Here is a 15,194-nt window from a genome sequence, read left to right on the forward strand (position 1 = left end):
TCGATTAACGGTTGCGCTGGTTCATAAAAGCAAGTTTTTCAAATAAATGAACATCTTGTTCATTCTTTAATAAGGCACCGTGCAATGGCGGAATAACTTTTTTTTGTCTGGTTTCATGTAAAACTTCTTCTGAAATATCTTCGGCCAATAATAATTTTAGCCAATCAATTAATTCAGACGTAGACGGTTTTTTCTTCAGTCCTGGCATTTCACGTAAATCAAAAAATAAAGCAAGCGCTTCATCTAATAACTTTTGTTTTATCTTGGGAAAGTGAACATCAACAATGGCTTGCATTTCAGATTTTTCAGGAAAATTGATGTAATGAAAAAAACAACGACGTAAAAATGCATCTGGCAGCTCTTTTTCATTATTTGACGTAATAATAATAATAGGTCTTTGCTTAGCCACGATTTTTTCTTGAGTTTCATAAACAAAGAACTCCATTTTATCAAGCTCTAATAATAAATCGTTTGGAAATTCAATATCAGCTTTATCGATTTCATCAATCAGTAATACTGGACGCTTGTCTGCAGTAAAAGCATGCCACAATTTACCTTTAATAATATAGTTACCAATATCTTCAACTTTATCATTGCCTAACTGGCTATCTCTTAAGCGAGATACGGCATCATACTCATACAATCCTTGTTGTGCTTTAGTTGTCGACTTTATGTGCCACGGAATAAGCTCTACATTTAAACTAGCTGCTAACTCTTCTGCTAACATCGTTTTTCCGGTACCCGGCTCGCCTTTTATTAGCAGTGGCTTTTCTAAAGCAATCGCAGCATTTACAGCTAATTGAAGATCTTTTGATGCTATATAATTGGTTGTCCCCTGAAATGCGTTCATATGTAATTTCCAATAATTTATAATAATAGTGGTGTGCTTACTTTACACTTTTTGAATAATACTAGAAAAGTATATATCTATTCCATAAAAGCATATAAGTTATAACAAAATATCACTTCTTTTTCTGTTGTAAAGGACTAATCTTAGCAAATATACTTATGTGAAAGAAGTCAGAGGATCCCGCTATGTCTAATATATTTGAAGATAATTCAACCTCCATTGGTAATACACCACTGGTAAAACTTAACCGTGTAATCGCAAGTAAAAACAGCGATGGCACCCCTACAGCAACTGTTTATGCAAAAATAGAGTCGAGAAACCCTAGTTTTAGTGTTAAATGTCGTATTGGTGCTGGCATGGTTTGGGATGCAGAAGAAAAAGGGTTATTAGCTCCTGGTAAAGAAATTGTTGAACCAACAAGTGGTAACACAGGTATAGCCCTTGCATTTGTTGCTGCTGCTCGAGGTTACGGTATTACGTTAACTATGCCAAGTACAATGAGTTTAGAGCGCCGTAAACTACTAACGGCTTTAGGTGCAAAAGTTGAATTAACTGATGGTGCTAAAGGTATGAATGGCGCGATAGCTAAAGCCCAGGAAATTAAAGACTCTAATCCTGAAAAATATGTTTTATTAGGTCAATTCGATAATCCTGCGAACCCAAAAATTCACGAAAAAACGACAGGTCCTGAAATTTGGCGTGATACTAAAGGTGCAATTGACATTTTAGTAGCAGGTGTAGGTACAGGTGGAACAATTACTGGTACTAGCCGTTATATTAAACTAACCGAAGGCAAAGCAATACAAAGTATCGCCGTTGAGCCTACCGATTCTCCGGTTATTACTCAGAAAATTGCTGGTGAAGATCTAACACCTGGCCCTCATAAAATTCAAGGTATTGGCGCAGGCTTTATTCCAGGTAACCTTGATTTAGATATAATTGATGGTGTTGAGCAAATAACAAATGATGAATCGATGGCAATGGCACATAGATTAATGAAAGAAGAAGGTATTCTTGCCGGTATTTCATCTGGCGCAGCGGTAATGGCTGCCAAGCGTCTTGCTGAAAAACCAGAGAATTCAGGTAAAGTTATTGTCGCTATTTTACCTAGCTCTGCAGAGCGCTATTTATCTAGTGCTTTATTTAGCGATACTTTTTCAGAAAAAGAATTAGTACAGTAAGTTTTATGCTTATTCTATAAAATGAAATAACAATTTTTCTCATTTTATCTTTAAAGGCGCTTCGGCGCCTTTTTTATTGAACAACGGATCAAGTTTGCGTTATGCTAATGTTAATACTCGTTAGTTGGCTTAGTTAATTTACTTTATGTATAAGACACTTTCTTTAATATTCATGTTTATCATTTTTCTTCCAGCTTGTAGCGATGAAGACAAAATTAACGACCTTGATGATCCAAAACTTGTCACAATTGCTTTTTTTGAAGCAATATACAATGAGAAAAATATTAAGAAAGCTGCTTCGGTTTGCTCACCTAAATTAGCACGTTTACTCTTACACTATAAAACACCACAGTCAGTTGCTAGGCACTTATTTAACATGCCATATGATAAGGTTACAGAAATAAAGCCTGATGATTCTGGCATGAAAATCAGAGAAATATTTAAAGATAAAGCGATCGTAACTGTCTATTTATCTGGCTATCAAGGTGAAGATAATATCAAAGATGTTAAACGCCTATCTTTGATTCAAAACGATAGAAATCAGTGGATTATCGATAAAATATTGAAAGATCCTTTTTAACATTATTAGTGAAACCTATATAGATAGAATACTTATCTTGCTCGCCAATAAATATTAAACACAAACTCGGTTTAATGTAATATCTACCTCTGTAGATGTTTGCTGTTGTAGGTTTGCATGTTCGGCAACAAAAGCAAGTCCTTCATTTACATCCCTACTAAGGGATAATACTGCAACCATATTATCATTGATGGAAACCGTTGAACTTTGCTGTGCTTGAGTGCTTTGAGCTATTTGAGAGGTTAAACAGTCGACTTCTTCAAATGACTGCTTAATTTGTGTTAATGCACTAACAACCTCTGTCGATTGAGATAAACTATGTTGAGATAAAGTTTGCCCTCGGGTAACCGCGGCGACAGCATTTGCTGTTTTATCTTGTAAACCTTCAACCATAGACTGAATTTCAACAGTAGCTTGTTGAGTTCTATGCGCAAGTGCTCTTACTTCATCAGCAACAACAGCAAAACCTCGACCTTGCTCACCTGCCCTAGCCGCCTCAATGGCTGCATTAAGCGCCAGTAAATTAGTTTGATCTGCAATACCTCGAATAACATCTAACACAGAGCCAATATGAGCACTCTCTTCTTTTAAAAGTACTAAATCTTTAGTCATACTGTCTACTTCTTTAGCAAACGATTCACTGGTGTCTTGATTAAGGTTAGAAGATGAGATCCCTTGATTCAATATATCCATAACAACATTGGTAGTATTACTCACTTGATCCGTATTCGTTGTTAAAATTGAAGAGGTATTCACAACCTCTTCAATTGAAATCGCCATTTGCTCAATTTGATTAACCGACTTATCGACAGAGCAAACCGATTTTTTTATTTGAGCTGTCAAGGTAATAGCACCCTGATTTAATTGTTCTGATTTACTACGAATATCACTAATAACATCAGCTAAACCGACGATAAACCCACTTAGTTCATTTGCTACCTTGCCAAAATCATCATCAATTGCATCGGTTAAAGGGTCTGAAGGTGCTTGTTCAGTACTGACAACTAAAGCTAAGTAGTTTTGCAAATTAACAATACGAGCTGTTACTTGTTTTGAAAAAAAAGCAGCACTCACTGTAACTTGCGTTATAACAAGTATAATTATCATGGCTAATACGTTATATTTACTTAACGAATCGGGTAAAAATAAAATAACTAAAACAAAGAGCAACCCTACTATTATCATAGGTAAGATAAGCTTTGTACTTAAATTTTTATTCATATATATATCCAGCCATACTTATTATTATGTTTTATTTAATAAGATAAGTTACCTGTTAAAAAGCTGTTTTACTATTACTATTTAACAATGGCGACTAGGATAAAATTCAACAAAGAGGTTTTATGTCATTATTTGGAATCGTTATAACGGTTATCGCATTAGGTTCAATAATAGGTAGCGTATATTTTATAAAAAAATCTGCTCAAAAATTTAACTTAACCCCAGAACAACTAGAAAAAATTAAGAAACGTAATGAAGAGCTAGACAAAGAAGAAGAAGAAGAAGAAGAAGAAGAGAAAAAGATAAATAGTTAATCTGTATCGACATAGTTAACATTGTAACTATGTCGAAGCTCGGTTTAATATTTCTTTCTCTAACAGTAGTTTTTCCTTACTTCATCGTTAAATTTACTTGCAATAGACTAGCTATTGACGCGAAATTGTCCTTGAATTAAGAAAAATTATCAAGTTAGAGTATAAAATATGGTTATATTATTAATAATTTCAATAAATTAAAAACATCTTAAACCGAGTTCAGGTTAACTAGGCAATTATATTCAGTTAATATTACCCCTCACTATTATTCTACTGGTAATACCATAAATACCTTTTACTCAATTAGTTATTACCATAAAATGCTAGCAACTTACCTTACATCAATATAAAACCACTATATGAGCACAATAAAACATTTATTTGAAAATAATAAACAATGGGCTGACAAAATCACAGCAGACAACCCTACTTTTTTCAAAAGTCTTTCTGAGCAACAATCACCACAATATTTATGGATAGGTTGTTCAGATTCTCGCGTGCCTGCAAATGAATTATTGGGCATGCTACCAGGAGAAGTATTTGTTCATCGTAATATTGCCAACCAAGTTGTTCATTCAGATCTTAATTGCTTATCGGTAATCCAATTTGCTGTAGAAATTTTAAAAGTAAAAGACATTATTGTTTGTGGTCATTATGGTTGTGGTGGTATTCATGCGGCTTATCATGATGAAAGCCATGGTTTAATTGATAATTGGTTACGCCATATACAAGATGTTTATCGCTTTAACCAAGAGAAATTAAATAATGTTAAAAGTGAAGCAGAGCGCATTGATTTACTTTGCGAGCTTAATGTTATTGAACAAGTTGCTAATATTTCAAATACAACCATATTACGTAGTGCTTGGCTTGCTAAACAAAATGTAACTGTACATGGTGTTGTTTATAATTTACGCGATGGTATATTAAAAGACTTAAATGTTTCTGTAAGTGGTAATAAATAAAACCTTTAACAGGATGATTAACTAATCTAAATCATCCTGTTAACAAAAAACTGCAAGGTTTATAACGTGCCTCGCTCCATTTGATTTAACTCAATAGATTTGAATAAGGTTGAAAAATTCCCTTCTCCAAAACCTTGATCATCAACTCGTTGGATCATTTCAATAAAAATAGGTCCAAACAAGTTTTTAGTAAATATTTGAAGTAAATAAGTATTTTCAGCTTGGCTATCAACCAATATTTGATGTGCTTTAATTTTTTCTTTATCTTCTTTAACCCAAGGAACACGATTGAATATTTCATCATAATACTCTGGCACAATATGCAATGTTTCAACGATATTACGATCTAACTTATCTAAAGAGCTTACTAAATCATCAGTGATAAAAGCTAGGTGCTGAACTCCTGGACCATTGTATTCATCCAAATATTCATCAATTTGATTATTATTATTCCCTTTGCCTTCATTAATAGGGATAGAAAACTTTCCACAAGGGGATTGCAGTGCGTAAGAAATAAGGGCACTTTTAATACCTTTAATATCAAAATAACGTACTTCAGTAAATCCAAAAATATCTTTATAAAAATCAGCCCATATATCCATAGTGCCTTGATAAACATTATTTGTTAAATGATCGACAGCTAAAAAGCCTTTTTCCTCTACTAAAACAGGTGAATCATGTGAATCAAAATCGACATCATATATATAACCTTTATTTTTACTATTATTGCGCTCTTCTTTGGCAAAATTATCTATAAAGTATATTAAGCTTTTTCCAATCCCAAAAATAGCCGGGTAAGGTAACTTACCTATTTCATTTTTAGCTGACTTAGCACCTCGCTTAAGTGCTTCTTGAAAAGCAAAGTCAGCATCATCAACACGCCACCCCATAGAACAAATAGCAGGTCCATGATTTTTAGCAAACTCGTTTGAAAAACCTTTTATTTCTTTATTAAGCAAAAAATGAATATCATGTTGATTAAAATAATCAATATCACGACCTTTAAATTTTTTAATCTTTGAAAAACCAAAACCATAGAAAACCTGCTCCATAAAATCAGAATCAGGACTAGCAAATTCAATAAATTCTATACCACATAGTTTTAACGGATTATGATTGATTAACGTTGTGCTATTCATTTTATCATCTCTTCATTTTTGAAATATTTACACCTTATAAGGTAAGGTGCTTATTGTTATAACTTCATTATCTAGAGGATTTAGCCTTTACGGAAGCCTATGATAAATAGCAAAAGCAAAGTGTACGTAAATGAATATTTACGTTAAATTTAATAGAAATAGTACAAATAGAAAGCAAACCTATATAGAGGCTTAATAGAGGATGTATTTAATTATTTACAGACAATAAAAAAGGCGCTTAAAAGCGCCTTTTGCTACGTAATAAATTACTACAAATTAGTTTTGACGTTGTGAACGTTCACTACGACGACGTGGTGCTTGTTGTCTTTCAACTTGTTCTTCTGAAGCTGTAATAGCTAATGGTTGACGACGTACACGTACACCTTTTAATTGTTTAAATAAATCATCTGGGATACCTTTAGGTAACTGTACGAAACTGTGCTTGTCATGCAAGTTTATAGCACCAATATAGCTGCTATCTAATGATATTTCATTCGCAATTGCGCCAACAATATCACCTGGACGAGCACCGTGCTCTTTACCAACTTCTAAGCGGTAAGTCTGCCAATCTACATCATTACGATCTACTTTTGCTTTACGCGGCTTTTCATCACGTGAACCACGTTGACCATTACGATCGCCTCGACTATCTGATCGTGCATCACGACGAGAATCTCTACCACGGTCATTTCTATCACGACCATTGCGATCACCACGACCTTCTGAGCGACTATCTGAACGAGCGTCACGGCGTGGTTTAGGATCTTCTTTCGGTTGGAATGGCTGCTTTAACTGCTTTTGATATATTAACGCTGCCGCTAGATCTGTCATAGACATATCAGATTCACTTGCCATTGCTTCAACAATTTCACGTATACTTGCTAATTCTGTTGACTCAATAATTTTAGCTATTTCATCACGAGCACGTTCAATACGTTTTTTACCTAACTCTTGTATGTTTGGTAACTCATACATATTCACTGTACCGGAAGTTAAACGCTCATAGTGACGTAATGAATACATTTCACGTGGACGAACAAAAGCAATTGACATGCCTTCACGACCCGCACGGCCTGTACGGCCAATACGATGAACATAAGCTTCATGATCACCAGGTAAATCATAGTTAATCACTAAAGAAATACGTGGAATATCTAATCCACGAGCAACAACATCTGTCGCTACCAATATTGACGACTTACCTGATTTCATTTGATCAATACAACGCTCACGTTGCGCTTGGTTAAGATCACCATTAAGGGCTAATGCTGGATAGCCAGCACGCTCTAATTTTTCAGCAACATCAACAGTATCATTACGTGTGCGTACAAAAATTATCATTGCATCGTAATCAACAATTTCAGCAATACGCTCTAAAGCAGTCATTTTAGTGATGCCACCTACTTTCCACGCATATTGTGTAATATTAGCTTTTGCTTTTTTAACCGCTGCAATTTTAATATGCTCAGGATCTTTTAAGAAGCGATTCGCTATTTTACGAATGGCCGGAGGCATAGTTGCAGAGAATAAACACATTTGTGTCGTTTTAGGTAAGTGATCTAAAATCCACTGAATGTCTTCTAAAAAGCCCATGTTTAACATTTCATCGGCTTCATCAAGTACGCATACTTTTAGATCATCTAATTTAAGGCTTTTACGACGTAAATGATCCATTAAACGGCCTGGTGTGCCAACAACAACTTGCGCACCACGCTCTAATTGTTGAAATTGTGGGCCATAAGACTGGCCGCCATATAATGTAGCAACACGTAAACCTTTCATATTTTTACCAAAAGATTCAATAGCTTCTGCTACTTGCATAGCCAATTCGCGTGTTGGTGCTAAAACCATTAATTGTGGTTTTTTAATTGAAGTGTCTACTTTAGCTAATGCAGGTAAACCAAACGCAGCCGTTTTACCAGTACCCGTTTGTGCTTCACCTAAAACATCTTTGCCTGCCAATAAAGGCGGAATAGTTTGTGCTTGAATACCAGTAGCAGAAGTGAAACCAATAGAAAGAACCGCTGTTAATAAGTCTTGCGGTAAACCTAAAGAATCAAAACTAACAGCAACTTTATCTAGTGCTACAGGAGATTGTTCATTATTTTTTTCTGTGTTTTTTTGTTCAGTCATTTTAAATATCATCATTTTAAGGCAGGTGTTTAGAGTATCTCTAAGACACTTATATAAAGACTTCTAATAAAGAAAAATTAGCAAAAAATAAAGAACAAAGAATAGATCACCTTCACACATAACATTGTTATGGAAAGTATACTGAATTGAATAAATTTTAAATTGCTAAGTCTTAACCTGCGTATATCATACGAGGAAACCACCAGGAAGACTTAAAGCGCATAGCGTAGGAACGCTATATTTCTGCTGAAAACGAAATGTTCAGCTGGGCAAGTCTATTGGGCGGAAAACCCCTACTCATATCGATGAGCTTATTAGTTTTATAAAATTCTTTCTTTAAGAATATTACCAATAAGCTAAACACTATTTTATAAATTAAGTGTTATCTATCATTTTGTCGACTTTACTGCGATATAAAAATATATAGTAATCAGTAGAATCAACATCCCTTCATCGAGGATGCGCATTATACACAAAGCATACCAGTTTACAAGTTATATTAATAAATCTATTAATATAACTTGAGATTATCTGATAGTAATCGCCTAATAACTGAAAGATTTATAACCTGATATGCTGTGTAAAGATAGGTAAATGCTCATCTTTTCGATGGCTCACTAATATTAAAGTACTATGTTTTTGTTGGACCAATATTTCTAAAAAGTTAAGTACTCGATGGCGATTAATTTCATCTAAACCTTGTGTCGGCTCATCTAATATTAATAAATAAGGTGATTTCACAAGCGCCCTAGCAATTAAAGCTAATCGCTGTTCACCATAACTTAACTCTTGAAACATAGCATGCTGACATGACAATAACCCCACCATATCCAGCCACTTTCGAGCTATATCAATCTGGTAGTTCTCCGGTTTTTGATATAAACCTACAGAATCAAAAAAACCGGATAAAACTACAGTTAAGAGCTCTCCTTTTACTCGATATTGCCGATGAAACTCTGAACTAACAATGCCCATATGTTCTTTTAGTTGCCAGATACTTTCACCTGAGCCACGTTTAAAGCCTAACACTTCAATATCATTGCTATAACACTGTGTACAATCACCCGTTATAAGCTGCATTAATGTTGATTTTCCGCTACCATTTTTACCTGTTATTAAAGTATGCTGTAAGGGCTTTATCGTAACGTCTAAGTTTTCAAATACATTAACGCCACCATAATGTACTTTACCATTAGTTAATTTAACTATGTATGGGTGTTCATAGTCAGACAATGACTTAATCGATGGTGGCCATTCAAGGTTATCAGGTTTCGGTGTAAGCAACGCATCTAATTGACGTTTTGTTTCTTCATTGTCAAATTCGCCTATAACATCAAGTTGTCCTCGTTCAATAAAAGCAACTTTCTGGCACCAGGTAGGAATGTCTTGACGATTACTTAAAATTAGTAATACATTAATATTTTGTTGCGGTAATAATGCTAATATTGTTGATAAAGCGTCACATGAAGCTTCATCTAAACTGTCAAATGGGTTATCACATACCAGTAAATCCACACCACTAAGTATTGCTTGTAAAATAAGTAACTTTCGCCCTTCCCCAGTACTAAGTTGTCGATAACCACTTTCTAATTTATGTTCTAAACCAAATTGAGCGATTAATGGGTCAGTTAACTTGTCTTGAGGAAGAAAGTTTTTCGCTTGCGTACCAATATCATTACTATCATTAAAATCGGTCGCATCCATTTTTAATTCATTTTCATATATAACTTGTTGTGCTTCAAAAGAAACAATTCCAACTTTATTCGACTTAGGTAAGTGAAAATGATCGACTGAGTAATCAAATAATTCTCCAGTTAATAATTGATCAAGGTACTCTTTGCCAGAGCCATTTCTTCCCAATACACACCAAGTTTCATTCTCAGTCATTTTCCATTGTTTAATACTGAGGTTGTCATGCTTAAAGTTAGTTATTTCTATCATGGTAATGTTGAAACCTAAAGAGTCGATGGTTGAAATAAAAACTATTATAAATCATTAAAAGTAATGATTTAAGCGTTATCTATTGACTATCTGGTCAACTTTAATCATATTCTTACTGTTTTTTAACATTAATGTAACATTTAAGGTTCAAAATCAGGTTAGTTTTTAAAAATAATGATTACACACTTGGAGATATTAAATGATAACGAATAAGGTAAAAACAAGTCGACTTCTCGGCTCTGGTACAATAAATTTAAGCTTGATAGCCCTCTGCGTTGCATCAAGCTTTGTCACCCACAGTGCGTTAAGTGCTGAAACATTATGGGCAGAAGACTTTAATGACATAGCATTAGACACTAAAGGTGCCATTTTTGATACGCTTAATATGAATGATGTTACGCGCTGGTCAATCGATGTAAGTAATGCAGATTTAGCAGATGATAGTGACTGGTTTAAAGTCACCAATGGCAAACTTGAGGCTAGAGATGTTGACGGGACAGTAGACTGGTTATCAGAGCCTATTAATATTGAAGGCAAACGTGACATAAATATATCCGTATTGGCTGAAGAAGATGGAACGCTAGAATCAGCAGACTTTTTTGACCTTTCATACTCATTAGATAATGCTCCCTTTGTCAAAATAGAAAATTGGCAAGGCAATGGTGATGATAATCATACATTAATTGACGACTTTACCTCAGCTGAAATTACACAAGCAATTCCTGAAGGCAGTACTCTACAATTAAAAGTATCTATGTCGAATAATTCTGCTGCTGAATACATCAGGTTAGATAATGTATTAGTTACCTCAGGGGTTGATGATGAAGCTAGCAACGATGACAACGATACTACTATCATTACGAACGCCTGCTTTAATTGTCCTGACTTAAGCAAAATAGAAAATGCTGCAGATTTTGATGCTGCTACTTATTATGCGCCAGTTATCAGCGCAATAAATTCAGAACAAAGTGTTGATATTATTAGAACGAACATCAATGAAGTAATTTCAACCAACCACAAACAACTCACTTATTCAGAAGCATGGACAGCGTTGACAGTAACGGATGAAGATCCGTTAAATGCTGATAATGTTATTTTATTTTATCGTGGCATTTCAAAAGCAAAACATTCAAATGGTAGTGGCTCACAATCTACAAACCCTGATAACTGGAATCGCGAACATGTTTGGGCAAAAAGTCATGGCTTCCCAAGCTCTAGTGCACTTGCCTATTCAGATATTCATCATTTAAGACCTACTGATATATCGGTTAACGCATCAAGAGGTAATTTAGATTTTGATAATAGTGACTCTGCTTTAGCTGAATCACCAGAAAACCGTGTTGATGATGATTCTTTTGAACCAAGGGATGCAGTAAAAGGTGATGTAGCTCGTATCGTTTTATATATGGATATGCGTTATGCAGGTTTAGACTCTATCACACCTGATTTACAAGTTAGCGAAACATTAACGACTACTGGTGAACCAAAGTTAGGTAAATTATGCACTCTTTTATCATGGAGTGATGCCGATCCTGTTGATGAATTTGAAATTAACCGAAATAACAAAATTTATGAATTTCAAGGAAATCGTAACCCGTTTATCGACAACCCAGAATGGATTTCAATCATTTATGGTACATCATGCTCAGATGTTGAGCCGGTAGACCCTGTTGACCCTATTGATCCAGTAGACCCAGTTGAGCCAACAGTGCCAACTAATAACCTCTTTTTCTCTGAATACGTAGAAGGCTCTAGCTTTAATAAAGCAGTTGAGATTTATAACCCAACTGATTCAACGATTTCGTTAACAGATTATCAATTCAAACTTTATTCAAATGGTAGTACAACAGCAACAAGTAGCTACACATTAACGGGTGAATTATTAGCAAAAGATGTGGTAGTACTGGGTTCTTCTCAAATCACTGATGATAGTGCTTTAGTACCTTACATTGATCATTTTGTTAGTGCTATTAATTTTAACGGTGACGACTACATCGAACTTGTTCATGGCAATAATATTATCGATACAGTTGGTATTTATGGTGTTAAAGAAAATTGGGGCAAAGATACTACCCTAGTACGCTCATCTTCTATAACATCTGGTGATACGGATCGCACAGATGAATTCGTAACAACGGCACAATGGGATGTACACGCTAAAGATACTTTTACAAATTTAGGCTCTCATTTATCTAATACTGGCCCAACAGATCCTACCGATCCGACAGATCCAACAGATCCAATTGAAGAACCTGTAATAGGAATGTGCGGAGATAACGCAGATCTCATTAGTAGCATTCAAGGAACGAGTAGTGAATCTCCATTTACTGGCCAAATAAAAACTATTGAAGGTACTGTTACTTCGGTATTACAAGACTCTTCAGGTTACTTTGTTCAAGAAGAAGCAAGCGACAACGATAATGATCCTATGACTTCTGAAGCTATTTTTGTTTACTTTAACGGCATTAGTAACTTCCCAACAGTAGGTAATAAAGTAAGAGTTAATGGCAGTGTCACTGAAAGCTATGACCGTACGCAATTAACTGCAACATCTGACTTTATTGATTGTGGCGTAGGTGAACCTGTATTAACAACTTCAGTATCTTTACCAGTATCAGCCATTAGCTACTGGGAAACAGTAGAAGGCATGCTGGTTACCTTCCCTGAAACGCTAAAAGTAAGTGATACATATTATTTAGGTAGATACGGTCAATTAACTTTGTCTAATGGACGCTTAATTATTCCTACCAACATCTATGATGCAGGAAGTGAGCAAGCTATCAATTTAGCCGACAAGAATAGCCGAAACCGTATCACGTTAGATGATATCAATAATGCTCAAAACCCTGATAATGTACCATTTCCGGCACCTGGATTAACCTATCAAAATACTTTACGTTTAGGTGATTCAGTTTCTGATTTAACCGGTATTATTGATTATAGTTTCAGTGAGTATCGTGTTTTACCTACAATTACACCACAGTTTATTAATAGTAATGCTAGAACATCACAACCTGAAATTGCAAATACTGGTACTTTAAAAGTAGCAAGTTTTAACGTGTTAAATTACTTTAATGGCGACGGTACTGGTGAGGGTTTCCCTACAGAACGAGGTGCTGATACTTTAGAAGAATTTGTTCGTCAAAGTAGCAAAATAGTCTCGGCGTTAGCTGATATTAATGCTGATATTGTAGGTCTAATGGAGATTGAGAATGATGGCTTTGAAAGTAATAGTGCTATTGCTGAGCTTGTACAACAGCTAAATAATCAATTAGGCGAAGGTACATATAACTACGTTCGTATGAATCAAGCTGGTATTGGTGAAGATGCAATTACTGTAGGTTTAATTTATAAACCAGCAACGGTAGCATTAGTTGGTGATGCAATCACTACAGATGATAGCCCATTTGATTTCGGTAACCGTCAACCACTGGTACAAACTTTCAAAGAAATTTCAACTGATGAAGCCTTAACTATTGCGGTAAATCACTTTAAGTCAAAAGGCAGTTGTGGCAGTGCCTCAGGAAATAACCTTGATAACGGTGATGGTCAAGGCTGTTGGAATGAATTAAGAACACAAGCAGGTAGTGCCTTAGTAGACTGGTTAAGTACTAATCCAACGGGTTCAACAGATAATGACTTCCTTATTATCGGTGATTTAAATGCTTACGGTAAAGAAGATCCGATCAACGCGATAACCGCTAAAGGATACCAAAACCTAGTGGCTGAGCATATGGGATCTGCTGGATATTCTTATAGCTTTGGCGGAGAAATTGGCTACCTAGATCATGCTCTAGCAAGTAGCGAATTAGCAAGCCAAGTGGCTGACACTACTGTTTGGCATATCAATGCTGATGAGCCAGCAATTTTCGATTATAACACCGAATATAAATCATCTGAGCAACTATCAACATACTTCGCTGAAGATGCTTACCGCTCTTCAGATCATGATCCTGTTATTATTTCGCTTAATTTAACTAGTCAAGTTGAGTTAGCCGGTGATTTTGATGGCGATAATGACATCGATATCAATGATATCAATCAATTTTTGAGCATGATTAGAAGCGGTGCAGCAAGTAATATCCAGTATGACTTCAATAACGACAATGTTGTTAATAGTCTTGATGTAAGAGCACTTATGTCTTTATGTACACGTTCACGCTGCGCTGCAGAATAACAATTAACTTAATTAAAAAATATACAGGAAATTATCATGAAAAAAACAATACTATTACTAACCATGCTTTTCGTTTCGTTAAGTAGTAAAGCAACCTTACTAACCATCGACTTAAACCAAGATAGCTATCAAGTGGGTGACACATTAACGGCCGACTTTATCTTTACTGATATTGAAGACGATTCTTTAGGCTTTCAAAAGTTACTCGCATCATTTGAATTTTCGTTCGCTTGGAGTAACGATTTAATTGAGTATTCTTCAACCAGTTTTGGCAATTTACTTGATGTTGACCCATCTTTTGCTTCTTTTCAAACCATTGATACAGAAACAAATAGCTTAACGATTAACGAATTAAGTTTCGCTCAATCAATCGACCTTTTTACAGCGCAAGACGGTTTAAGCAGCTTTGTATTAGCTAGCATCAACTTTAATGTATTAAGTAATGGTGAAGGTGAGTTTATTTTATCAAACATATTATTTGGTGATGCTTTTGGCAATAATTTTACCAATATAGCGAATGATATTGACGATAACTATAAGCCTTATGTGATTACAGCAACTAAACCTGTTGACGTGCCAGAGCCAGCATCAATTCTGCTTCTTCTAATGGCGCTAATGTTAATAATGAAGCAAAGAAAAGTTAACTAATTTAGCATTCATCTATATTAGTTAAAGCCCTTATCTTGGTGATAAGGG

At 35.1% G+C, this 15,194-nt stretch carries 11 protein-coding genes; 6 read left to right on the plus strand and 5 right to left on the minus strand.

The genetic code is table 11. The features are described from left to right. Positions 1–4: 4 nt before the first annotated feature. Positions 5–850 carry a MoxR family ATPase gene (locus KO509_RS07125; protein WP_215972599.1) on the minus strand — a complete coding sequence of 282 codons (846 nt, stop codon included), beginning with the start codon at positions 848–850 and terminating at the stop codon, positions 5–7. A gap of 185 nt (positions 851–1,035) precedes the next feature. On the opposite strand from KO509_RS07125, the gene cysK reads away from it, so the two are divergent. Together cysK and KO509_RS07135 are read left to right on the plus strand one after the other, a co-directional pair. Next, complete coding sequence (cysK, locus tag KO509_RS07130) at positions 1,036–2,031, plus strand: cysteine synthase A (RefSeq protein WP_215972600.1); 996 nt, start codon at positions 1,036–1,038, stop codon at positions 2,029–2,031. Between the two features lie 145 nt (positions 2,032–2,176). Further along, positions 2,177–2,611 (plus strand): hypothetical protein, encoded by a 435-nt coding sequence (locus tag KO509_RS07135; RefSeq protein ID WP_215972601.1) that lies wholly within the window; start codon positions 2,177–2,179, stop codon positions 2,609–2,611. Between the two features lie 54 nt (positions 2,612–2,665). Here the strand turns inward: KO509_RS07135 and KO509_RS07140 are convergent, their stop codons facing one another. Beyond that, positions 2,666–3,832, minus strand: a complete 1,167-nt coding sequence (locus KO509_RS07140; protein ID WP_215972602.1) for a methyl-accepting chemotaxis protein — start codon at positions 3,830–3,832, stop codon at positions 2,666–2,668. A 122-nt stretch (positions 3,833–3,954) separates the two neighbouring features. Here KO509_RS07140 and KO509_RS07145 point away from each other — a divergent pair, with 122 nt between their 5' ends. Beyond that, entirely contained in the window at positions 3,955–4,146 is a 192-nt protein-coding gene (locus KO509_RS07145) for a DUF2897 family protein (RefSeq protein WP_215972603.1), read from the plus strand. A 359-nt stretch (positions 4,147–4,505) separates the two neighbouring features. After that, positions 4,506–5,108: a carbonate dehydratase gene (gene can, locus KO509_RS07150; protein ID WP_215972604.1), complete on the plus strand. Its 603-nt coding sequence runs from the start codon at positions 4,506–4,508 to the stop codon at positions 5,106–5,108. Between the two features lie 59 nt (positions 5,109–5,167). Here can and hppD read toward each other — a convergent pair whose 3' ends face one another. The 3 genes from hppD to KO509_RS07165 all read right to left on the minus strand — a co-directional run bounded on the left by hppD (position 5,168) and on the right by KO509_RS07165 (position 10,321). Further along, positions 5,168–6,247 carry a 4-hydroxyphenylpyruvate dioxygenase gene (gene hppD / locus KO509_RS07155; RefSeq protein ID WP_215972605.1) on the minus strand — a complete coding sequence of 360 codons (1,080 nt, stop codon included), beginning with the start codon at positions 6,245–6,247 and terminating at the stop codon, positions 5,168–5,170. 276 nt (positions 6,248–6,523) lie between these two features. Continuing rightward, on the minus strand, positions 6,524–8,380 hold the full coding sequence (locus KO509_RS07160; RefSeq protein WP_215972606.1) for a DEAD/DEAH box helicase: 1,857 nt from the start codon (positions 8,378–8,380) through the stop codon (positions 6,524–6,526). A gap of 561 nt (positions 8,381–8,941) precedes the next feature. After that, entirely contained in the window at positions 8,942–10,321 is a 1,380-nt protein-coding gene (locus KO509_RS07165; protein ID WP_215972607.1) for an ATP-binding cassette domain-containing protein, read from the minus strand. 199 nt (positions 10,322–10,520) lie between these two features. Between KO509_RS07165 and KO509_RS07170 the strand changes: the two genes are divergently transcribed. Together KO509_RS07170 and KO509_RS07175 are read left to right on the plus strand one after the other, a co-directional pair. Next, positions 10,521–14,498 carry an ExeM/NucH family extracellular endonuclease gene (locus KO509_RS07170; RefSeq protein ID WP_215972608.1) on the plus strand — a complete coding sequence of 1,326 codons (3,978 nt, stop codon included), beginning with the start codon at positions 10,521–10,523 and terminating at the stop codon, positions 14,496–14,498. A 36-nt stretch (positions 14,499–14,534) separates the two neighbouring features. Further along, positions 14,535–15,146, plus strand: coding sequence for a PEP-CTERM sorting domain-containing protein (locus KO509_RS07175; RefSeq protein WP_215972609.1), 612 nt, complete (start codon positions 14,535–14,537; stop codon positions 15,144–15,146). Positions 15,147–15,194 lie beyond the last annotated feature (48 nt).

Origin of the sequence: Colwellia sp. C2M11, assembly GCF_018860915.1 — a bacterium.
In the GTDB taxonomy this organism is placed as follows: Bacteria; Pseudomonadota; Gammaproteobacteria; order Enterobacterales; family Alteromonadaceae; genus Colwellia.

Coding starts and splice junctions, on each gene's coding strand:
- KO509_RS07125 (WP_215972599.1), bottom strand. CDS start 850: ATGAACGCATTTCAGGGGACAACCAATTATATAGCATCAAAAGATCTT.
- cysK (WP_215972600.1), top strand. CDS start 1,036: ATGTCTAATATATTTGAAGATAATTCAACCTCCATTGGTAATACACCA.
- KO509_RS07135 (WP_215972601.1), top strand. CDS start 2,177: ATGTATAAGACACTTTCTTTAATATTCATGTTTATCATTTTTCTTCCA.
- KO509_RS07140 (WP_215972602.1), bottom strand. CDS start 3,832: ATGAATAAAAATTTAAGTACAAAGCTTATCTTACCTATGATAATAGTA.
- KO509_RS07145 (WP_215972603.1), top strand. CDS start 3,955: ATGTCATTATTTGGAATCGTTATAACGGTTATCGCATTAGGTTCAATA.
- can (WP_215972604.1), top strand. CDS start 4,506: ATGAGCACAATAAAACATTTATTTGAAAATAATAAACAATGGGCTGAC.
- hppD (WP_215972605.1), bottom strand. CDS start 6,247: ATGAATAGCACAACGTTAATCAATCATAATCCGTTAAAACTATGTGGT.
- KO509_RS07160 (WP_215972606.1), bottom strand. CDS start 8,380: ATGACTGAACAAAAAAACACAGAAAAAAATAATGAACAATCTCCTGTA.
- KO509_RS07165 (WP_215972607.1), bottom strand. CDS start 10,321: ATGATAGAAATAACTAACTTTAAGCATGACAACCTCAGTATTAAACAA.
- KO509_RS07170 (WP_215972608.1), top strand. CDS start 10,521: ATGATAACGAATAAGGTAAAAACAAGTCGACTTCTCGGCTCTGGTACA.
- KO509_RS07175 (WP_215972609.1), top strand. CDS start 14,535: ATGAAAAAAACAATACTATTACTAACCATGCTTTTCGTTTCGTTAAGT.